Here is a 20,459-nt window from a genome sequence, read left to right as displayed (position 1 = left end):
AATCGCTTTGTCTACGCACGAACCTGCGACCCGTCGCGGATGGCAGTGGTGACCAACCGATCCCGCCAGAGCAGAAACGGCCGCTCGACTGCGTAGTGCAGCGCCGCACCCACCGCGAAGGTCACGACGGCATACGCTGCAAACTCCATCGCAGCGTTCCCGCTCATGAGCGGCACGAGCGTGACGTTGACCCAGTGAAACGCCAGCTTGTGACTGAGATACAGGCTGTATGAAACGGCTGCCACCCAACCCGCGCCCGGCACGGGCCATCGCCCTATCCAGCTGCGCTGGCCTGAAGCCGCCAGCACCAACAACCCGAAGCCCAATGACAGCAGCGGCCAGCCGATTGCATTGGGCAGCAAGCCGGTGCGGTCCATGAACAGCCAGAAGCCCACGCTCAGCACGGCCACGCCCAGCACGAGGACAGCATTCGCGCGGGCTTGCAGGCGAGCCCACACCTGCGGCCGATAGATGCGCGCCGCAGCCAGCATCACGCCCACAAGCAGGCCGTCCAGCCGCATCCACGTGGGGTAGTAGATCGCTTCGATGTACCAGTTGCGCTCAGGATCGATGGCTTCGTTATGCAGCCACACACCGGTTCGCAACGCAATGCCCGCCATGACCAGCGCGATGCACACACCCATGAACTTGATGGTCGATGGCCTGCGCGACATCACCATCGCAAGCAGTGGAAACACCAGATAGAAATGCTCTTCCACGCACAACGACCACGCGTGCGAGAAAGCCTGGTTGCGCTGGTAGTCGATCAGCAGGTTCAGCGTGAACGTCGCGAATTGCCACCAGGGTTGCAGGCCGGGCGCTTCGCGCAGCGACGGGAAAAACACATAGACCGCCAGCACCGCAGCAAAGGCCGGAACGATGCGCCAGGCGCGCCGCGCGTAAAAGCTGGCCAATGACAGCCGCTGCTCGCGTTGCAACGCGCGAAACACCTGCGAGCCGATGAGGAACCCGCTCAGCACAAAGAAGATGTCAACGCCCGCCCAGCCAAATCGCGACAGCCATTCAAAGTGCGGCCCCAGGCCTCCCACCAGGAACGAGTGGAACAGCATCACCCAGATGACGGCGATGGCGCGCAGCAGGTCGAGGCCAGGGAGGCGGTTCATGGCCCGATCACGATCAACTCAGTTGCGCGCCGGCAGCGACTCGACAAGGCTGCGCGCAAAGCGGCTGTTCGGGTTCAGCGCCAGCGCGCGCTGGCCAGCAACGCGCGCTGCATCGAATCGCCCCAGCGACTTGGCGATGGACGCCTGCACCACGGCCGCATCGGAACTTGTCGCAAAGGCTGCCGCTGCCGCGTCTGCCACCAGCATCGCCAGCTCACGCGTGCTGTCCACATCGAGCTTGAGTGCCGTGTCGATCCATTGCGTGGCGTGGTCCGAATACCGCAGCGCCGGATCGGCGAGGCGCTGCGCCAGCAGGCGCTGAACTCCGGCTGCACCGCCCGAACGATTTGCCGCGACAACAAGCTCGTCAAGGCTCGCCGCGGGCCGATACTGCAAAGCGGCTTCGAGCGCAGGATCCTGCCCCGCCGCGTAGGCCGCAAAGCTCAATGGCGCTGCGATATCGATCCACGTCCACGGGTCGGTGTTCTGCCCGGCCTGCCACCAGTAGATCGACGTTCGCATCTGGATGCCGCTGTGCGGCAAGTTGATGCGGTAGGCGTCGCCGTAAGAACTCGGCTTTGAGCTCGCGGGCTCGCCGACGAAGACGGCTTGCGTCAGCCGGTCCAGGTCGTCCAGGATGAACTGGCTGGCAGAGAATGTGCCGCGTGCCGTCAACACGAACAGCCGCCTGCCCTCGTCTTCGGCCCTGATCAACTCGCGCACAAAGCCCGTGCGCAAGTCGCCGTTGCCGCCCTGGTTGAGCCGCAGGTCCAGAACAATCGCGCTGGCCTTGATCGCCTGCGCCCGCTCGCGTATGCGCTTGCCGAATGCAGCCAGCGTCTCGCCCGGCTCGTCAGCGACCATGTTGAGCTGCGCGTAAACGGCATCGCGTTGCGGCAGCTCGATGAGTCGGTAGCGCTGCAGCGGCGCCTGCAACCACAGGGGCTGCTGCGCAATGGCCCGCGCATCGGCCCATCCATCGGGCGTTGTGAGCGAGACGTCGGTGTCTGCGGGCCACATCGGTTCAACGTCACCGGCTGCAAGCGTGACGGTCTGCCGCATACCAGCCTTCATGATGGTGAGCCCGGCGCGCGTCGGCTCCTGTGACAGCTTCAAGGCATGCAGCAGGTGCGGCATGTTCAGGTAGATCGGCACCATCAGCCGCACGCCCATGGCGTTGTCGCGCGAGGCGAGCTCACCGGCCCTGCGGATCGCTTCATCGACGGGCACGCCGCCTATCGCCTCGACCTTGCCGCCAACAAGGCCTGCGTACTGGGGCGCTGCCGCGCGAACATACAGGCCGTCGTCGAAGAGATAGAGCTTCAGCGGAAGCGAGGGCAGCTGGAAAGCGCGGTCTTTGCGCGGCTCGACCCGGGTATGCCCGTCGCCCACCATCGCCGCGATGCGCATGAAGCCCGCCAGGATCTCATGCCGCTGCATGGAAGGAATGGCTGCCTCGAGCTGCGCCACAGCGTTGTTGAACGTGGAAGCGTCAACGGTGTGGAATGGATTCTGGTGCCGCTTTCGAATCTCGTCGGCCAGCACCTGGAGGTCTTGCTGCCATTGCACTGCGGACAGGGGCGGCAAGACCTTCAAAGGTGCGGGTGACTGCGCTTGCCCATAGGCACCGGCGCCAAGCAAGGCGCCCAGGGCGACCACACACGTGGCGACAAGGCGGGCCAGCATGTTCCGCACTCAGCGCAAACCTGCGGCATGGCGGCCTTCGGCGCGAATCCGACCCATTCGGCCACTTTGCATCGGTATCGAAGAACGCGACGAACAGATCAGCTGGTAGGTCATCGCGCGAGTCTATCAACCGGGGGCAGCGCCGCTAGCACCGTCAAGGGGCCGGCGCATCACCCACGCCATGCAGCGGCACACCCGCGTAGATGCCACCGAGCGCCCGCCACGTGCTGCGCCGCAGCGTTGCCGCCAGCTCACCTGACGTGTCGACGCTGGCGTCGCGCGCGCGCTTGGCTTCGCGCTGGTAGTGCGGTGCGTCGGCTGCCACTGCCGCAACCGTCTCGCTCTTCCAGCCCGGCGCCATGACAGTGCTGCGCACATCGCGCACACGCCCTGAATGAATGGTGGCCAGGTACTGCATGACCAGCATCTCTGCCAGGCCCAGCACCTGTTCATCGCTCAAGCGAACGTCGCTGCCCAGCAGCCAGTAGCGCGCCGCCGTGAAGACACCGGCGCCGCCCAGAATGGCCCCCACCGCCATGCCTGCGCCCAGCGTGAGGCCACCCGTCAGGAGGTCGATCTTGGCGCCAGCCAATGCACCGGCCAGCGCGCCGGCCGCACCCGCGCCGGCCTGCCCGATGGCCTGGCCGTGGCCGCTTGCGTCGTCCATCGAATGCGTGAGTGCCGAGGCTGGCACCGAATACAGCCGCACCAGTTCGGCATGCAACGAATCAAGGCGCGCCTGCATGCGCTCGAGCAGTGCCGAAGTGGCCACAGCCCGCTCTTTCGCGCCCGGCAGCAGGCCGCGCACCTTCTCGCTGTCTTGCACGGAGGCTGCGAGTGCAGCACCCAGCAACGCCATGGCCGCCGTCAAGCGGTTGGCATGGTGGGCGGACCATGCCTTGACGAGGCGGTCCATGCCCGCACGCTTGCGCCCGGTGATGCTGACCAGCAGCCAGTGGTGCAGCGGCTGCTCGAGCGGCCAGCAGGCGCCGCAGTCGGGCAGCAGCATCACGTCGGCTGGCACTTGCTGGCGACAGGCGGCCACCAGGTCCGCGTCTTCGCACAACAACAGGACCTTGCCGTTCCCGGGCGATGCGTCGCGAAGGCGCAGAGCCACGTCGCCCGGCTGCACGCCTGATTCAACAACGAGCCACACCAGGTCAGCCGGCTCACCGGGCGCTGCCAGTTCGAGGCGGTCACCTTGTTCAGTGGTGAGCAGGGCCGGGTCAAATGCCTCGCCGCGCGCACCGGCACCGCTCTCGCCCGCCTGCGCCAGCAGGTTGAGCACGGCCTGCTTCAGCCGCAAGTCGTTCGCATGAATGCCGAGCACCACCCGCGCCGGGCTGACTCGCGCGAGCACACCTGCAAAGTAGTCCTGGCTCAGGTCGATCGTCACGCCACGGCCCGCTGCACGCACGCGATACGCGGCGAGCAACCACAACAGGCATCGCGGCACGATCACGGTGGCGGTGAGAAAGCAGATGTAGATCAATGCCCACCGCTGCGCCTCCGGCTGGCCCGGCGCGGCGCCGGGGCCGAACTGCAGCCTGCGCACCTGCTCGAACGTGAAGCCGTCCAGCCCCAGTGCACGCGCGGGCAGCTCCATCACGCGCAACACGGCATACACGCCGTTCGCGTCCAGCCAGGTGCTCTCCCACCCGATCCGGAACTGGGTCGCCAAGCCCGCCACGGCAATCGACAGCACGACGCCAACGGCCCACGCAGCAGCGCTCAGGTGCAGCAGCTTGTAGAGCCGCGCGGCCTCCATCGCGCCGGCCACGCGCCACCACAGCAGCCGGAATTGCAGCGCGGCCGATTCGCGCAGGCGCGCGGCCGCGCGGCGCGAGAACCACGACGGCATCTCGGCGAGCCCGCGCAAAAAGCGTGTGTCGCCCCGCTTTCGAACGGCAGAGGCGATGAGCAGCGCGTACACGACCAGGTTCCATGCGATCACGCCGATGAGGGGAATCGACAGCAAGTCGGTGCGGCTCCAGTTGAACAGGCGGTCCGACGAGAAGCCTGCCGCGAGCGCCAGCAAGGGCAACAGCCACGCGAGCCGGTCCCACCAGGGGTCGCGCCTTTCCATGCGCGCCAGCGCCGGGCTGCGCGACTCAACCGTGTGGAGCAGCTCGGCAGCGCGCGCGGCGATGAACCACTTTGCATCGGGCGCGCAATTGCGGCCCGAGCTGCGCTGGGCCAGCACCGTGCGGTCAGCGCGGTCTCGTTCTGCGTCGCTGATGAGCGCGGCGCGCGTGTCGGTGAGCTCGATTGCCTGGATGAGCACGATGCGCCGTGCGTCGTGCTCGTCAAATTGCGCCATCAAGTCTTGCATCAGCGCGATTGTGCCGCCGCGCGGCCGGCGTGCTTACATCGCCGGCACTTACATCGCCGTGCCAGGCAATGTCTTCTGGAAGAACCTGGTGATGGCCTTGTTGATCAGCGGCACTTGCGTCGCGCGATCAAAACCGGGCGGGTCTGCCACCAGATCGAAGCCGCCTGAAGGTGGCAACGGCCCCAGCAGCGCGCCATGGCCGCCAGTCTCCACGTTCATCAGGCGTTCGCAGGCGCCACAGGCCGCCGCAATCGCGTCGCTGTGAAACTTTGGCACCAGCCAGCGATCCTTCGCAGCGCTGATCAGTGCGAGCGCCACTTGGGGCTGGCGCAGCGACTCGGGGTCGAAGTCGGCCGCGAACGGCACGCCCGCGACAACGGCAACGATGCGGCTGTCGACGTGTCCGTACCAGCTGGCGTCGTCGAACTTCCGGTCGTTGATGATCTGCACGACCAGCTTCTTCGCGCCGTCGAACACGCCGCCCGTCAGTGCCACTGAAGGGCCTGCGCACGCACTGAAGTCGTCCGCAAGATTCTTGCGGCAGTGATCGCGCAGCCGCGAAGGCGACCAGCGCCCGCCGGCGAGCGTGAGCGCCGTGTGGCCACCCGCAGACATGCCGAACATGCCGACATGCGAGAAGTCGAGCCTTGTAGCGAACGCCGGCTCGTGCGCCAGCCTGTCGATGGCGCGCGAGACCTCCAGCGGCCGGCGTCGCCATGCGGGCGGCCCGGGCTCGCTGTCGTCCTTGTAGTTGTCGCCCTGGTGCTCCGGCAGCGCGACGGTGAAGCCCGCATCCACCAGCGCGCGGACCAGGTCCAGGTGCACCCAGGGCGAGCCGGGTGAGCCATGCGAGATCACGATCAGGCGCGAGCTCGTCGCAGCGGGCACTGCATCGGCAGCTGCCTCCAGCGTGAACACGCCTCGTCGCACGGCAGCTGCCGAGGCCTGCGCCGGATAGAAAACCGTCACGGGGCCAGACACGGCATTGGCCGGCAGCTCCATCATCCCCAGCGCCGCATGCGCGGACACCGCGAGTGCAGCCAGCGCAGCTGCCAACAGCCGCATGACATTCAGGTGCGATGGATGAAACACACGCTTCTTTCGTTGGTTGGAATGGTGCGCATCGTAGGGACACCGCGCAGGTCCGACTTGAATGAAAAGGCTACGACAAAAACACGGGCACGTGCCGCTGCGGTACGCTTGCAACGCATGACCGCGCGCCCAGCATCCCCGCCCCTGCCCTCGTGGCTGCAGTCTGCCCGCGAGCATTGGCAGTGGCGCGGCCAGGCGCGCCCGCCCTTTGCGGCGCAGCCCGGGCCCGGGCAACTGTCGGTCTGGGACTTTCCTCGTCCGCCGCGCCTCGCGCCCGAGCCACGGGAAGTGCGAATCATGTGGGGCGGCGTGCAGGTGGCGCGCAGCGCTCGAACGTTGCGCGTGCTCGAGACAGCGCATCCGCCGACGTACTACATCCCCTGGGACGACGTCGCGCGCGAACTGCTGCAACCCGCGCCCGGTGGCTCGTTCTGCGAATGGAAAGGCCCGGCCCGCTACTGGAGCCTGGTGCGCGGCAACAAGTCGCTGCCCTCGCACGCCTGGAGCTACCCGCAACCGCTTGCAGGTGCCGAGGCGCTTGCAGACTGCGTGGCTTTCTATGCGCGCGGCCTCGAGTGCAGCGTCGGCGGATTGCCGGCCACGCCTCAGCCCGGCGGCTTCTACGGCGGCTGGGTCACACCTGACTTGGCCGGCCCCTTCAAGGGCGATCCGGCCAGCGAGGGCTGGTGAGATGAACCATCGCGCGTGGCTGCGCCTGGGCGCAAAGACAGTGCACGATGTGGCATCGATTGCCTATGGCGGCGCGCTTGCGGCGTGCCTCGTCATCAATCACACCGCCGACCTGGCAGCGACCTCGGACTTCCTCGCGGCGCGGCTGATTTATGCAGCGATAGCGAAGTACGTGCTGGTGCCGTCGATGGCTGTCGTGGTCTTGAGCGGCCTGTTGGCACTGGCTGCGACGCGCGCCTATAGCGAGGCAGGCTGGGCCTGGTTAAAGGCGTTGACCGGCATCAGTGTGTTTGCGGCCACGCTGATGATCGCGGGTTCCGCAGGCAACCAGGGCGAGGTCGCACAAGCGGCCGCGGCAGGAGATATGCAAATGCTGCAAACCCTGTTGCGCTCGGAGCGCAACACGCTGTGGCTGCTGATCGTGCTGTGCGTCGTGAATGTCGTGCTCGCGGTGTGGCGGCCGAAGCTGACCTGACGACTCTCTTGGCGCCTGAATTTCCTATGCATCGTCAGCACTGGAGCCTTCAGGTGGCCCAGCCGATCCGCGTCCCCAGCCATAGGCCACCAGCGAGTCGATGACGGCGCGCTGCGCGGTGCTCGTTGGCCGCTCGGCATGCGTCAACACATTGACCTCCCGCACGATCGGCACGCCAGTCATGGTCACGTAGGCCAGCCGGGCTGCCCGGGCCAGTGAGATGGGCATGAAGGCCACGCCGAAGTTCGCTCGCACGAAGGCCTGTATCCAGTCCTCGCGAGACGATTGCTGCACAACTTCCACAACAACGTTCTGGTCCCGCAGCAGGCGTTCGATGTACGTCGAGAACTCGCACATCACACGTTCGCAGTAACGCTCGCGCTGCAATTCGGTCATGTCGATACTCGTGCGCCCGCTGAAACGGTGATCGTCACCGATGGCCAGTACATACTCCTCGCGAAATAGCGGCATGGCGGTGAATCGCTTGGGTATTTCGTAGGGTGAGCACATGATGCCCACGTCGACATCGCCCTCGTCGAGCGCATCGGACAACGCCTCGAGATTGCCTTCCCGAAAACTCAGCTCGACCTCGCTGCGGCCCTCCTGGCTCTCGACAAAGCCCGGCAGGACCTGGTGGAAATCGATGGTGCACATCACCCCGACGCGCACGACCTCCTTTTGCGCCCGCACCAGCCGCCGCGCCTCACTGCGCGCGTGATTCGCCGTCTCGTAGATCTGGCTGAAATTCGGCAGCATGCGGCGGCCCAGTTCGGTCAGCTGCACGGCGCTCTTCGTGCGGTCAAAGAGGCGCCCGCCTATCGTTTCCTCCAGCCGCTGGATTCCTTTGGTCAGGGCCGGCTGCGATACGAATGATCGCTCCGACGCCCGTGTGAAGTTCAGCGTTTCTGCTACGGCCAGGAAATAGCGAATCTGGTAGAGCTCCATACGTCGCTCTCTGTCGGGAAGGCTGGCCGATTCTTACAACGATCGAACGCCAACGCCATAACCGGCACAGATCAGGCAATGAATACTTGTGATTTCCACAAGTCGCGATCGGTGCCTACGCTTGCCCTCTTCCTCAAGCAAGCCATGCACACACAGGCACCCATCATCAAGACCATAGCAATCGCTGGCGGCGGCTTCGCCGGCACGACGCTGGCGCGTGCCATCCAGAATCGCTTGCGCGCAGGCTGGCAGGTCGTGCTGGTGAGCGAAGAGAGCTACACGACTTTCAATCCGATGCTGGCCGAAGTTGTGGGAGCGGCAATATTTCCCGAGCATGTGATCGTGCCGATTCGCGAGATCGTGCCCGCAACGCGCTTCATCATGGGTCGCGTCCAGCACGTGGACACCGCGATGCAGGTTCTGGTGTGCTCGACGCTGGCAGGTCCGCTCGAGATCGCGTTCGATCACCTGGTGCTCGCCTTTGGCCAACGCGCCAATCTGAGCATCATCCCCGGCCTCGCCGAATACGCGTTGCCGCTCAAGCTCGTTGGCGATGCGATGCACATCCGCAACCAGTTGCTGCAGCGGCTGGCGCACATGGAGCTGGTCAGCGACGAACACCGGCGGCGCTCGCTGGGCCACTTCGTTGTCATTGGAGGTGGTTTTTCCGGTGTTGAAGTGGCGGGGGCCATTGCAGACTTCATCCGTAGCGCACGCCGTTCCTATCGCCGCGTCAACGCAGACGAGCTGCGAATCTCGCTGCTGCACGATACCGATTGCCTGCTGCCGGAACTGCCTGCCCGCCTGGGCAAGGTCGCTGCTTCCTCGCTGCGGCTGCGCGGGGTGGACGTTCGCCTGGGCACACGCGCTGCGCGCGTCGATGCACACGGCGTTGAACTGGACGACGGTACCTGGCTGGCGGCCAACACGGTCGTCTGCACGATCGGCACCAGCGCCAATCCGCTGGTCGAGCAACTTGCTGTGAAAACACTGCGCGGCCGCATCGTGACTGCGCCCAACGGGCGGGTCGCCGGCGTGCCGGGCCTGTGGGCCATTGGAGATTGCGCAGCAACGGTCAACGCCGCCGACGGACGGCCCTGCCCTCCTACGGCGCAGTTTGCCATCGCACAGGCCGAGCACCTCGCGCGCAATCTCATCGCCCACATTGACGGCCGCGTGACACTGGCGTTCAGGCACCGATCCAGGGGAATGATGGCCACGACCGGACACCACAAGGGCGTGGCCCAGGTGTTTGGCATTGCGTTGACCGGACTGCCGGCCTGGATGCTTTGGCGCGCCTATTACCTGATGCGCATGCCCACACCGGGGCGCAAGTTGCGCATCTGGGTGGAGTGGACCTGGAGCCTGTTTTTCCCCGCTGACATCACCCACTTGCGCTTCACCCGTACCGCAGGCGTCGACGCGCCGCTGGACCAGCGTGTGCCAGCCCATCCGGCCCCCATCCCGAAAACTTAAGGAGCACCTCACCATGTTCATCGGAAAGACCGCCCTCGTCACCGGCTCGACCTCGGGCATTGGCCTGGGTATTGCCCGCAGCCTGGCCGCACAGGGCGCGAACGTCATCCTCAATGGTTTCGGCGAGGCTGGCGCCATGGCGCGACTGAAGGACGAGCTCGCCGAACTCTACGACGTGCAGGTGCGCTACGACGGCGCTGACATGAGCCGCCCTGACGCCATCGAAGCCATGATGGGCGCTGCCTTGTCGGAGTTCGGCTGCGTCGACCTGCTGGTCAACAACGCCGGCATCCAGCATGTCGCACCGGTCGATGCCTTCCCGGTCGACAAGTGGTACGCGATCCTCGCGATCAATCTGTCGGCCGGCTTCCACACCACACGGCTGGCGCTGCCCGCGATGAAGAAAAAGGGCTTCGGCCGGATCGTCAACATCGCCTCCGCACATGCCCTGGTCGCCAGCCCGTACAAATCAGCCTATGTCACTGCCAAACACGGCGTGGCTGGCTTTACCAAGACGGTGGCACTGGAGGTGGCCGAACTCGGCATCACCGTCAACGCCGTGTGTCCCGGCTACGTCCTGACGCCGCTGGTCGAACTGCAGATCCCCGATACCGCGAAGGCACGTGGCATCAGCCAGGACGAAGTCATTCGCAATGTGCTGCTTGCCGCGCAACCGACCAGGAAGTTCGTGACGGTCGAACAGGTCGCAGCACTGACCTGCTTCCTGTGCACAGACGACGCTGCCTCGATCACCGGCGCCGTACTTCCCATCGAAGGCGGCTGGACGGCGCACTGAAGCATTGCGCTGTACGGCTCTCACCACACGTTTCATCAACCGGCTTTTGCCGCCAACCCCCAACGGAGAACTCCCCATGAACCAATCGACTTTTCGCCAGATCACCCTCGCCGCTGCACTTGCGCTTGCCGGCGCCGCACACGCAGGCGTATGCCCGGCCGACAAGGTTGCGGCCAACGACCTGCCCGGTGCACCGACCGCGCCGGTTGGCGTTGTCGACACCGAACTCGCCTCCATCGACCTGGCCCGCGAAAACGTCAAGCTCGAGCAGCGCCGCCTGCGCCTGCGCCACATGACCATTGCACCCGGTGGCATCGTGCCCATGCACAGTCACGAGGACCGGCCCGCGCTGATCATGGTCAACAGCGGCGAGATCTACGAATACAACAGCAAGTGCGCGGTCCCCATCCTGCACAAGGCTGGCGAAACCGCGCGTGAGTTCATGGGCACGAAGCATTGGTGGAAGAACACCGGCTCGGTGCAAGTCGACCTGACCATCGGCGACATCGTCAATGACAAGAAGCCCGCGACGATGGAAAAGATGATGTAAGCCCAGGCCATGCGCCGCCGACTGCCCTATGCCGACACAGGCCGATAGAGGGCCGCTATGCCCAGCCAACCATGGAATCGAGAAGACTCACAATGAAAAAGACCCCAGCTACTCCTGCCGCAAGCCGCCGCCGCGCGGACCCGCAGTCCGGCCTGCCAGGCGAGGTGGTGCTTGTGCTGCAGGGCGGAGGCGCCCTGGGTGCCTACCAGGTTGGCGTCTACGAGGCGCTGCACGACGCAGGCATCGAACCAGCGTGGGTCATCGGCACATCGATCGGCGCCATCAATGCCGCTTTGATCGCCGGCAATCCAGTGGATGTACGCATGGCGCGCCTCAATGCGTTCTGGAAGCACGTTGAACAGCAAGGCACGATTGCCGGCCCGCTGGACTGGCTGGGCATGGGCAACTGGATGGCCAACATGACCACGGTGATGCGCGGCATCCCGGCGTTTTTCGAGCCCAACCTGGCAGCCTTTCGCGGCACACGAGCCAACGTCGGAGTGGAATCTGCCGCCTACTACAGCACCGAGCCGCTGCGCCGGACACTGAACGAGCTGGTGGAATTCAAATGCCTGGAAGGCGGGCCAACACGGCTGACGATAGGTGCGGTCAATGCTTGCAGCGGCGCCATGCGCTACTTCGACAGCCGTCGCGAGACGTTGTGCGTCGAGCATGTGATGGCATCAGGTGCGCTGCCACCTGCTTTCCCGGCGGTGCGCATCGACGGCGAGCCTTACTGGGACGGCGGCATCTACTCGAACACGCCGATCGAAGCCGTCCTGGACGACCGCCCGCGGCGCGACTCGCTGATCTTCGCCGTCAACGTCTGGCACCAGACCGCGCCGGAGCCTGAGTCGATCTGGCAGGTCATGGGGCGACAAAAAGACATCCAGTTCGCCAGCCGGGCCGACAGCCACATCGCACGACAAAAGCAGATTCACCGCTTGCGCCACGTGATCCGCCAATTGACGCAGCATCTGCCGGCCAGCAGGCAAGCCGATCCTGCGGTCAAGGAGCTGGCGTCGTGGGGCTGCGGCACGACCATGCACGTCGCCCATCTGCTGGCGCCACGGCTGGAGAGCGAGGACCACACGAAGGACATCGACTTCACACCTGGCGGCGTGAAAGCACGGCGCGAGGCCGGTTACGCCGACACCCGGCGCATGGTCGAACGCTCGCCCTGGCGCGAGCCGACCGATCCCATCGAGGGCGTGGTTGAACATCGCTGAGCCTGCGCCATGCATACGCACAACACACTTGTCTTCGGCGCGCCAGAATGACTGTGGCCTGGCTGGTGTCCATGCTGTGCGTGGGCGTGATGGGATTCGCCATCCAGCGGGGTGCCACCTGCACCGTCGCTGCGGTCGACGAAGTGCTCACCAGGCGCCGTGCGCATCGTTTGGTCGCGATGCTGGAAGCCTCGCTGTGGGTGGCTGGTGGGCTGGCGCTCGCACAGCTGGCGCACCTGGCAGGCAGCATGCCCGCTGGCTATGCCGTCAGCGCCTGGACAGTCATGGGGGCCGCTTTGCTCGGCCTCGGCGCATGGGTGAACAAAGCCTGCGTCTTCGGTGCCGTGGCGCGCCTGGGCTCGGGCGAGTGGGCCTATGCAGCCACGCCCGTCGGCTTCTACGCTGGCTGTCTCAGCGAGATGCGGCTCTTCTCGCGGCCGATGGCCAGTGCACTGCCTGACACGTCACCCCTGTTCCAGGCGTCGGCGCTGCTGGCGATGATCTTCGTGGGATTCGTGCTTTGGCGCCTGCGCCCGGGCCTGCTTGCGCTACGCAGGCCCGATCGCTTCGACTGGTTGGGCCAGCGAGTCTGGACGCCACACGCCGCCACCGTGGTGATCGGTGTCAGTTTCATCGTGACGTTCCTGCTGGCGGGCCGCTGGGCCTACACCGACGTCCTCGCCGATCTGGCACGAGCCATGGATAGCGCGTCAGTCCGCTTGGCGATGCCTGTGCTGCTGTTGATTGCACTCTACGCCGGTTCGCTGGCCGGCGGCCTGACGGCGGGACGCTGGCAATCCATACGCGTGTCGGCACGGCAAGTGCTCCAGTGCTTTGCCGGTGGAGTCGTGATGGGATGGGGCAGCCTGTTGATTCCCGGCTCGAACGACGGACTCATCCTGATCGGCATCCCGCTGCTGCACCCTTACGCATGGTTGGCGTTTGCCACCATGTTCACGACGATCGCTGCCGCCATGTCGTTCGACACATTCCTGAGGAAATTCAGAGGCAGTCAGAAGACCGCGTGATCCCCGCGGTCCGGCGCGGCCTCGCGGCCCATCGCCAACCGGTCATAGAAATCGAACAGCGTGTCCTTGCCCGTCGATGGCGTGGCATCGGCGTCGTAGCGGCCCGCCTGCGCATCCCACACCAGCATCGACTCCGTGGCGTAGTAGCGGCCTATGCGTGCAAGCTCTGCCTTGGCTGCCAGCGCGGGCACGACGCGGCCCAGCGCGCTGAGCACGGCAATGATCGTGTCGAGCAAACGCACCGGCACATGCTTGAAGCGCGGCGGCTTTCCCAGTGCGCGGAACAAGTGTTCGCCCTGCTCACGTGGCGTGATCGCGGGGCCCGGCCCGCCGATGGGCAGGATGCGGTTGTGCAGGCTGGTGTCGTGCACGCATGCGGCCAGGTATTCGGCGAGGTCGTCGTCGCTGATCGGCTTGCAGGCCGTGAGCGTGCCGTCGCCGAACACCAGGAAAGGCTTGCCGCTGCGCACGCGCTCAACCTGCCCCGAGAGCGACTTGAAAAAAGCAGTGGGCCTCACGATGGAATACACCAGGCCTGATGCAATCAGTTCGGCTTCGAAGGCGAGCTTGGCCTGCTGGAAGGCCAGCAACGGCTTTTGCACGCAGATCGCCGAGAGCAGCACCATTTGCGTGACGCCTGCGCTGCGCGCAGCAGCGAGCGCATCGACATGCGCGCGGTGATCGATGGCCCACGCATCCGCAGGCGCCCCCGTGCGCGATGCGAGGCAAGAGACCAGCGTGTCGAACTGCTCGCCCCGCAAGCCGTCGCGGGTGAACGAAGCCGCGTCGGTCACATCGCAGTGGCGCACCTGCGCGCCGGGCAACACGAACTCTGCGCGGCCTTGGCGCACCAGGCAGACCACCTCGTGCCCATGCCGCACCAATGCGCGCGCGGTGGCGCGGCCGATGGTGCCGGTGGCGCCGAGCAGGAGCACGCGGCGTCGCCGGACTGGGGGCTGCGATGGGTTGTGCATTTCCACGGGTTAGAGCCTACAGGACCTTGCACCGGCCCTACTATGATTTGAAGCGCAATGACCCCTCCGGCGCGACGCCGGCCCCGCACTTCACGAAGAGACAAGACATGAACCAGAACCACCCGATCTCGCGCCGCGACTGGCTGGCGCAAGCTGCCGCTGCAGGCATGGCGCTGTCGCCCGTGCTCGCAGCGCGCGCCGCTGATGCATGGCCCAACCGGCCACTGCGCCTCATCGTGCCGTTCGCACCGGGCGGCAGCTCGGAAATCGTTGCGCGCGCGATCGCCGGCGAGATGTCGAAGTCCATCGGGCAGAACGTGTTCGTGGACAACAAGCCCGGCGCCGCAGGCAACATCGCCATGCAGGAAGTAGCGAACTCCACTGACGGCCACACGCTGGTGCTCGGCCACATCGGCACGCTGGCCGTGAACCCCTACATCTTTCCCAAGCTGCCCTACGACGCCGAAAAAGACTTCGCGCCGATCACGCTCATCTCCAAAGTGCCGAGCCTGTATGTCGTGCACCCCGACTTGCCTGTGAAAGACCTGAAGGAATTCGTCGCGTATGCCAGATCGAAACCGGGCCAGCTGAATTACGGCTCGGCCGGCAACGGCAGCGCCGGACACCTCGCGATGGAATACCTGAAGATGGCATCGGGCATGTTCATGGTCCACGTGCCGTATCGCGGCACGGGCCCCATGCTTACTGACCTGATGGCGGGCCGCCTGCAAGCCGCATCGGTGGGCGCGCCCGCGCTGCTGCAATTCATCAAGGCGGGCAAGCTGCGTTGCATTGCGACGGGCAGCTCAGCGCGGCTGGCCCAGTTGCCCGATGTGCCCACGGTGGCCGAGCAGGGCTACAAGAATTTCGAGATGACGCAGTGGTACGGCCTGATGGCGCCAGCCAAGCTGCCCAAAGAGCATCTCGACAAACTGGAAGCCGAAGCCATCAAGGCGGTGCGCTCGCGCACGACTGTGGACAAACTGGGCCAGGAAACAGCGATTGCCGTGGGCGGCACACGCGCCGAGTTCACTGCGTTCATCCGTGCGGAACAAGCCAGGTGGAAGCCCGTGATTGCGCGTGCGCAGATCAAGCCGGACAACTGAGGGCGGCAAACAAAACGCAGTCAATCACCGCCTTGAGATGGCGAGCCTGCCGCTGGCAGTGGTCAGGACGGCAGGTCTTGCTGCGGCCCGGTGAGCGAGTCAGTCAGCGACTTCCACCGTTTTTGCATGGATGCGCTCCAGCACCTCGTCACGCATTCCCTTGGTGTATTTGGCACCCTTGCGCTCGAGGATGGCCTGCATCCGCGCTTTGACAACCGCCTTGGGCAGGTGTCTGTCACCTGTGGGCAGATGGTGGTTGTAGCCGGTCGGCCGCGGCCTGGAGCCCGGCTGCCTGCGTCCGGAATCGGATGCAGCCCCGGCACCGGCTGGCAAACCTTCATGTTTCATCTCGCCCCCAAGATCAGGTAGCGGCGGCTGCGCCTGGCGCGCAGCAACGGCTTTAGCGCATGCCGCATGCTTGCCTTTGAACGCCATCCATACGGCCTGCCAATGTGCCAAGGTCTCTTCTGGCGCCAGTGCCGGTGCGTGCGCGGCTTCTGGCAACCCAGCCACAGCCACAGCCTGCACTGCGGGTGGTGTCTTGCCGCCTGCCTCTTGCCCACTTGGCGAGGCACCATCCTTGGCATCACCCGAAAAAGTCAACGCTCTGCTCTCGGGCAAATGCGTCACAGCAGATTCTTGGCGCGTTTGCGGAACGAATGTTTGCAGCAATTCGACGAGGGGCATCTCGGCAAAGTCGATCGTCGAATCGAGGGTATGCAGCTCTTCCTCCAGGTTGACGAGTTGTTCGATGCGGCGATCCCAGTCTTGTATGACCGTAAAGTTTTCAACAGCAGCCAACAGCTTCCTGGCCACAGCTTGTCCTTGTGCTGTTTGGATGTACTCGCTGCATTTGGTGCCAACAAAGTCCGCCCGGCGCAAACCGATCTCTATATCTTCATCATCAATTGAGAAGTCGCACCAGGTGACGTCACGCAAAGCTCCGACCAAAGCAAAGATATGAGCCTCGATCCACTTGCGATCGTTCTGCGTCACCACAAGCTCACGCAACAGCGCGCCCGGCAGTGATACCACCAGCGCCACACACAAGAGTTCCAGGAGCTCGGCTTCTTCCTGGTCTGCCGCCACATCAGGCAGTTGACAGGCAAACTTCAGCAGGTACCGCGCCACATCGGTATCGCGCTTGGCCAGCCTGATGAGTTGAGCAACCTGGAATATGTGCCCTTGAATTTCAGCAGCCGTGATGGATTTACCCGGTTTCAGGACAAACGAAAAGATTGCATCGACGTCACTTTGCGAGCCAATCGGCCCGATCGGTGGGCCGTCGATAGCCACATTTTTAAGAACGCCGTCAATACCTCCAACCACGATCGTAAACAAACCAATCCGGCGTTGCAGGTGCAAGGAGTCTAGCCAGCTTTCGAGCCGACAAAGTTCGGCATCGGTCTGCACCAGTCCCCCCCAAACTTCATGCAACTCGCGGGGAGTTTGAAGGCGTGCCGCCTTCTTAAAATCCGCGAGCAGCGAATTTGTAGCTTTCACGTCAAAGCCATTCAATAAGAAATCGTCGGCCATGATCTCGGAAAGCACGATACCTTCATCGCTCAACGCCCATTGCTGCGCGAACGGAAGGTGACGCCTTGCGAAAACAAACTCATTGCGGATGGTGGCAATCAGGCAGTCGCGCAGAGGCTCATAGTCATGCTCGGCCGAAAACTCAGGCTTGAAGGCGAACTCCGCATGCTCGTTTACCGTGAGAAAGTGGGGGCCAGGGTGCCCCGCGGTTTCGTCCACCAGCGCGGCCAGCTTTGCTAGTGGCCTTTGCGCCAGTCGCTCCTTTGCCGCCTTCTTGCGCACCTTACTTGCCCTGTTTTTCGCCGCCTTGGCTGCTCTGGCTGCTTCGTCTGCGTTGGCGCTTTGTGGTCCGGGCGCAGCGTCTGCGACATGAAGCCGCAGTGGTGGAAGGCCATCGGTCTGCGGCGTCGAAGGCTGCGGCAGTTCGAGCGGCCTGTCGCCGGCAACTGGCGATTTGCCATCGCACGATGCTCGCGAGGTAGTTGATGGGGTGCGTATCGGCGTAACGGATTTCACTTGCACGGCATGCGCTCCAGTAGGTAGACAGCCCTGAGTGACCGCCCGCACTACTTCGTTCCGCAGACCAATGGCGGAGCGCCTGGACGTTCAGGGCGTGCTGCGCATTCGCCATTTCGGAAATCGTCGCGTGTGCGCAGATCAAGCCGGACAACTGAGGCGAGCGGGTCAGTCGACGACCTGAACAGTTTGTTCGCGAATCCGCTCCAGGGCCTTGCGACGCATTTCCGGCGTGTACTTCTTGCCTTTGCGCTCGAAGATCGCCTTCATCCGCGCCTTGCTGACGGTGTTGGGCAAGTGTTTGTCTGCTTTGGGCAGATGATGCTGGTAACCACTGGCTCGCGGCTTTGACCCCGGCTGCTTGCTTCTGGAGTCAGGCTCGGATGCAGACACGGCACTGGCGGTCGGGCCAGCGTATTTCACCTCGGCCTGTTGTTCTGGCTGCGAAGGCTGCGTCCTGCTCGCAGCACCCGGGCCGCTCCTGCCTGGGTATTTGCGCTTGAGCGCCTGCCATTTGGCTAGCCAATATTCCAGGGTCTCTTCCGGCGCCAGTGCCGGTGCTTGCCCGGCATCCGCCGACCCGGCAGCAGCAAGCGCCTCTACAGCGGGCGGCGCCTTGCCGTCTGCCTCTTCACCACCCGGCGCGCCGTCAACATACGCCAGCAATCTGGGCTCGTGTAGATGCGTCACATCGCTCTGTTGGCGTGTTTGGGGAACGAACGCGTCCAGCAATTCGTCCAGAGGCATTCCTTCAAAGTCAATCTGCGAATCGACACGTTGAAGGCTCTGCTCCAATTCAACCAATTTTTCGATGCGGGTTTCTGCGTCATTGACGAGGGTCAAGCATCGCGTCATTTCCAGCAATTTGGCTGCAAGATTTTTGCCCCGATCTGTCTCTATGAACGGCATGGAAACACGCTCGACCGTAGCGCCTCGATTGAAGTGACTCGGACGAATTTGTTGACGGTGCGCTTGATCCACCGTCATAGACTCACCCAGATATCCGACGAGCACTGCAATATGAGCCTGGATCCACTTGAGTTCCTCCTGGGTCACGACAAGCTTGCGCAGGAATTGAGGCGACTGCAAAACCAGCAACCCCACCGACAGGGTTTCCAGAATCTCTGATTCGTCCTGATTTGCCGCGACCTCAGGCAACTGGATGGCAAACTCCATCAGATACTGCGCCACGTCGAAATCCCGGCGGGCAAGGCAGACGAGCTGGACCAGGTTCGAAATGTGGACTGCGCAAGTCTCAGCGACATCCCACGCGGTCTCATCCATCGCAAATGAAAAAAGTGCGTCGATGTCGCTTCGCGAATGGATCGGCCCTATCGGGCGGGGTTCGGGCTGCGGTTCCACCAAGAGGCTATCGATTGCCTCAACCATGCAAGTGAACAGATGCATGATCCGTGCTTGTCCGTACAGGATACGTTTGTCGGCCATGGCGCGGCTCACGAGCTTCATGCGCTGGCAGCGCTTTTCCACCGCAGCGGGATCTTGAAGGGTTACCGCATCCCCGATTTGCACGAGCAGCTCTTTTGCCCCCACGCGCGTGAACGCAGGGTCTGTTTCGGCGAATTCGTAGACCAAAACCTTGGCAAGCCTCGAGTGCTCATAGTTCAGCGCCCACCGCTGCGCGAAGGGCAGGTGGCGAGTGGCGAACAGCAGTTCATCTTGTACGACGCGAATCAAGTGGTTCTTTAGTTTCTGAGCTTCAGAAAACTCCAGGAACCGGTCTGAGAAAGTGAGTTCTCCATCTGCGCTCGTCATGAGAAAGCGGCGTCGGGAACCTGCGGATGCAGAGCACTCCGCCACCTGCGCGCTCAGCTTGGCTAGCGGCCGGTTCGCCATGCTCGCCTTGTTTGCCTTCTGGCGCTGCTTTTTTGCCCTGTTCTTTTCTGTATTGCCTGCTTTGGCCGCCTTGTCTGCGTTGGCACCTTGCGGTTCAGGTGCAGCGTCTGCGACATGAAGCCGCAGTGGTGGAAGGCCATCGGCCTGCGGCGTCAATGGCTGCGGCAGTTCGAGTGGCCTGTCGCCGGCAACTGGCGATTTGCCATCGCACGATGCTCGCGAGGCAGGTGATGAGGTGCGTATCGGCGTAACGGATTTCACTGGCAAGGCATGCGCTCCAGTAGGTAGACAGCCCTGAGTAACCGCCCGCACTACTTCGTTCCGCAGACCAATGGCGCAGCTCCTGGACGCTCAGGACGTGCTATGCACCGGCCATATCGTGCGCCAGCTTGTCCGTGAGCTGGGCGACCAGATTGGTCTTGGCACGCGTGATGTGCTGCTCGGTGAGCAACACCGCGCGGGCCACGTCCCCACGCGCAATCGCATCGGCGATGGCCTGGTGCTCGTCCCAGATAGCGGAGCGCTGCAAGGTGCCGCGATGCACGGCGCCCATCACACGGCGCAAGTGCACCCAATAGCGGTCTGCACTTTCGCCGATCAGTGGGTTGCCCGACGCAGCGTAGATCGCGTGGTGAAAAGCAATGTCCGCGTCGATGATGCGTTTGAGGTCGCCGCTTTGAGTGCTGAGCCTGCCCTGCTCGATCACGGCCGGATCAATCTTCGCCCGCGCCTGCGCAGCGAGCCGCGCAGCCAGCGAATCGAGCGCGCCACGCACTTCGTAGAGGCTGCCCACCCACTGCGGGTTCAGCGGCGCTACCTGCACACCACGGCCCGGTGCGTCTTCGATCAGGCCGTCTTTCTTCAACAGGCGCAGCGCCTGCAACACCGGCGAGCGCGACACATGCAGCTGCGCCGCAATTTCTTCCTGCGTGATGCGTTCACCCGGCGCGAGCGAGCCGTCGGTGATGGCATGCACCAACACGTTGTAAACCGTCTCGACAAAGTCGCTGCGGGTCGGAAGATTTTCTGGTTGCAGGCGCATGCAGGAAA

The 20,459-nt window shown here is 64.1% G+C and carries 17 protein-coding genes; 8 read left to right on the top strand and 9 right to left on the bottom strand.

The features are described 5' to 3' along the window. Positions 1–11: 11 nt before the first annotated feature. The 4 genes from GHT07_RS11770 to GHT07_RS11755 form a co-directional block, all read right to left on the bottom strand. Positions 12–1,124 carry an acyltransferase family protein gene (locus GHT07_RS11770; protein WP_153585280.1) on the bottom strand — a complete coding sequence of 371 codons (1,113 nt, stop codon included), beginning with the start codon at positions 1,122–1,124 and terminating at the stop codon, positions 12–14. Between the two features lie 18 nt (positions 1,125–1,142). After that, positions 1,143–2,810 carry a S41 family peptidase gene (locus tag GHT07_RS11765; protein ID WP_153585279.1) on the bottom strand — a complete coding sequence of 556 codons (1,668 nt, stop codon included), beginning with the start codon at positions 2,808–2,810 and terminating at the stop codon, positions 1,143–1,145. A 154-nt stretch (positions 2,811–2,964) separates the two neighbouring features. Beyond that, the gene (locus GHT07_RS11760; RefSeq protein ID WP_153585278.1) at positions 2,965–5,142 is read right to left on the bottom strand and encodes a DUF3482 domain-containing protein; all 2,178 of its coding nucleotides are present in this window, start codon (positions 5,140–5,142) and stop codon (positions 2,965–2,967) included. A gap of 48 nt (positions 5,143–5,190) precedes the next feature. Continuing rightward, positions 5,191–6,207, bottom strand: coding sequence for an alpha/beta hydrolase family protein (locus GHT07_RS11755; RefSeq protein WP_153585383.1), 1,017 nt, complete (start codon positions 6,205–6,207; stop codon positions 5,191–5,193). Between the two features lie 144 nt (positions 6,208–6,351). Here GHT07_RS11755 and GHT07_RS11750 point away from each other — a divergent pair, with 144 nt between their 5' ends. Together GHT07_RS11750 and GHT07_RS11745 are read left to right on the top strand one after the other, a co-directional pair. After that, positions 6,352–6,924: a DUF427 domain-containing protein gene (locus GHT07_RS11750; RefSeq protein ID WP_153585277.1), complete on the top strand. Its 573-nt coding sequence runs from the start codon at positions 6,352–6,354 to the stop codon at positions 6,922–6,924. A 1-nt stretch (position 6,925) separates the two neighbouring features. Continuing rightward, positions 6,926–7,399: a hypothetical protein gene (locus tag GHT07_RS11745; protein WP_153585276.1), complete on the top strand. Its 474-nt coding sequence runs from the start codon at positions 6,926–6,928 to the stop codon at positions 7,397–7,399. 24 nt (positions 7,400–7,423) lie between these two features. On the opposite strand, the gene GHT07_RS11740 is transcribed toward GHT07_RS11745, so the two are convergent. Next, entirely contained in the window at positions 7,424–8,344 is a 921-nt protein-coding gene (locus GHT07_RS11740; protein ID WP_153585275.1) for a LysR family transcriptional regulator, read from the bottom strand. 111 nt (positions 8,345–8,455) lie between these two features. Here GHT07_RS11740 and GHT07_RS11735 point away from each other — a divergent pair, with 111 nt between their 5' ends. The 5 genes from GHT07_RS11735 to GHT07_RS11715 all read left to right on the top strand — a co-directional run bounded on the left by GHT07_RS11735 (position 8,456) and on the right by GHT07_RS11715 (position 13,423). Next, complete coding sequence (locus GHT07_RS11735) at positions 8,456–9,820, top strand: NAD(P)/FAD-dependent oxidoreductase (protein WP_323740900.1); 1,365 nt, start codon at positions 8,456–8,458, stop codon at positions 9,818–9,820. A gap of 13 nt (positions 9,821–9,833) precedes the next feature. Further along, positions 9,834–10,616, top strand: coding sequence for a 3-hydroxybutyrate dehydrogenase (locus GHT07_RS11730; protein ID WP_153585274.1), 783 nt, complete (start codon positions 9,834–9,836; stop codon positions 10,614–10,616). A 76-nt stretch (positions 10,617–10,692) separates the two neighbouring features. Next, positions 10,693–11,166 (top strand): cupin domain-containing protein, encoded by a 474-nt coding sequence (locus GHT07_RS11725; protein ID WP_153585273.1) that lies wholly within the window; start codon positions 10,693–10,695, stop codon positions 11,164–11,166. A gap of 92 nt (positions 11,167–11,258) precedes the next feature. After that, positions 11,259–12,395 (top strand): patatin-like phospholipase family protein, encoded by a 1,137-nt coding sequence (locus GHT07_RS11720; protein WP_153585272.1) that lies wholly within the window; start codon positions 11,259–11,261, stop codon positions 12,393–12,395. 47 nt (positions 12,396–12,442) lie between these two features. Continuing rightward, positions 12,443–13,423, top strand: a complete 981-nt coding sequence (locus tag GHT07_RS11715) for a YeeE/YedE thiosulfate transporter family protein (RefSeq protein WP_153585271.1) — start codon at positions 12,443–12,445, stop codon at positions 13,421–13,423. On the opposite strand, the gene GHT07_RS11710 is transcribed toward GHT07_RS11715, so the two are convergent. Beyond that, positions 13,408–14,358: an NAD(P)H-binding protein gene (locus GHT07_RS11710; RefSeq protein WP_323740899.1), complete on the bottom strand. Its 951-nt coding sequence runs from the start codon at positions 14,356–14,358 to the stop codon at positions 13,408–13,410. The genes GHT07_RS11715 and GHT07_RS11710 overlap by 16 nt on opposite strands. Positions 14,359–14,504: 146 nt before the next feature. Between GHT07_RS11710 and GHT07_RS11705 the strand changes: the two genes are divergently transcribed. Beyond that, on the top strand, positions 14,505–15,503 hold the full coding sequence (locus GHT07_RS11705; protein WP_153585270.1) for a Bug family tripartite tricarboxylate transporter substrate binding protein: 999 nt from the start codon (positions 14,505–14,507) through the stop codon (positions 15,501–15,503). Between the two features lie 99 nt (positions 15,504–15,602). Here GHT07_RS11705 and GHT07_RS11700 read toward each other — a convergent pair whose 3' ends face one another. The 3 genes from GHT07_RS11700 to GHT07_RS11685 form a co-directional block, all read right to left on the bottom strand. Beyond that, positions 15,603–17,561 carry a hypothetical protein gene (locus tag GHT07_RS11700; protein WP_153585269.1) on the bottom strand — a complete coding sequence of 653 codons (1,959 nt, stop codon included), beginning with the start codon at positions 17,559–17,561 and terminating at the stop codon, positions 15,603–15,605. 162 nt (positions 17,562–17,723) lie between these two features. Beyond that, positions 17,724–19,676: a hypothetical protein gene (locus tag GHT07_RS11695; protein WP_194792911.1), complete on the bottom strand. Its 1,953-nt coding sequence runs from the start codon at positions 19,674–19,676 to the stop codon at positions 17,724–17,726. 94 nt (positions 19,677–19,770) lie between these two features. Further along, positions 19,771–20,451 (bottom strand): GntR family transcriptional regulator, encoded by a 681-nt coding sequence (locus tag GHT07_RS11685; protein ID WP_153585266.1) that lies wholly within the window; start codon positions 20,449–20,451, stop codon positions 19,771–19,773. Positions 20,452–20,459: the final 8 nt, after the last annotated feature.

Source organism: Caenimonas koreensis DSM 17982 (assembly GCF_009646335.1).
Lineage (GTDB): Bacteria > Pseudomonadota > Gammaproteobacteria > Burkholderiales > Burkholderiaceae_C > Ramlibacter > Ramlibacter koreensis.
This window is presented reverse-complemented; position numbering and strand designations above follow the sequence as displayed.

Excerpts from the sequence above, each read along its gene's own strand:
- GHT07_RS11750 (WP_153585277.1), top strand. The coding sequence starts at position 6,352 with ATGACCGCGCGCCCAGCATCCCCGCCCCTGCCCTCGTGGCTGCAGTCT.
- GHT07_RS11705 (WP_153585270.1), top strand. The coding sequence starts at position 14,505 with ATGAACCAGAACCACCCGATCTCGCGCCGCGACTGGCTGGCGCAAGCT.
- GHT07_RS11740 (WP_153585275.1), bottom strand. The coding sequence starts at position 8,344 with ATGGAGCTCTACCAGATTCGCTATTTCCTGGCCGTAGCAGAAACGCTG.
- GHT07_RS11725 (WP_153585273.1), top strand. The coding sequence starts at position 10,693 with ATGAACCAATCGACTTTTCGCCAGATCACCCTCGCCGCTGCACTTGCG.
- GHT07_RS11765 (WP_153585279.1), bottom strand. The coding sequence starts at position 2,810 with ATGCTGGCCCGCCTTGTCGCCACGTGTGTGGTCGCCCTGGGCGCCTTG.
- GHT07_RS11730 (WP_153585274.1), top strand. The coding sequence starts at position 9,834 with ATGTTCATCGGAAAGACCGCCCTCGTCACCGGCTCGACCTCGGGCATT.
- GHT07_RS11755 (WP_153585383.1), bottom strand. The coding sequence starts at position 6,207 with ATGCGGCTGTTGGCAGCTGCGCTGGCTGCACTCGCGGTGTCCGCGCAT.
- GHT07_RS11745 (WP_153585276.1), top strand. The coding sequence starts at position 6,926 with ATGAACCATCGCGCGTGGCTGCGCCTGGGCGCAAAGACAGTGCACGAT.
- GHT07_RS11770 (WP_153585280.1), bottom strand. The coding sequence starts at position 1,124 with ATGAACCGCCTCCCTGGCCTCGACCTGCTGCGCGCCATCGCCGTCATC.
- GHT07_RS11760 (WP_153585278.1), bottom strand. The coding sequence starts at position 5,142 with ATGCAAGACTTGATGGCGCAATTTGACGAGCACGACGCACGGCGCATC.
- GHT07_RS11715 (WP_153585271.1), top strand. The coding sequence starts at position 12,443 with ATGACTGTGGCCTGGCTGGTGTCCATGCTGTGCGTGGGCGTGATGGGA.
- GHT07_RS11685 (WP_153585266.1), bottom strand. The coding sequence starts at position 20,451 with ATGCGCCTGCAACCAGAAAATCTTCCGACCCGCAGCGACTTTGTCGAG.
- GHT07_RS11720 (WP_153585272.1), top strand. The coding sequence starts at position 11,259 with ATGAAAAAGACCCCAGCTACTCCTGCCGCAAGCCGCCGCCGCGCGGAC.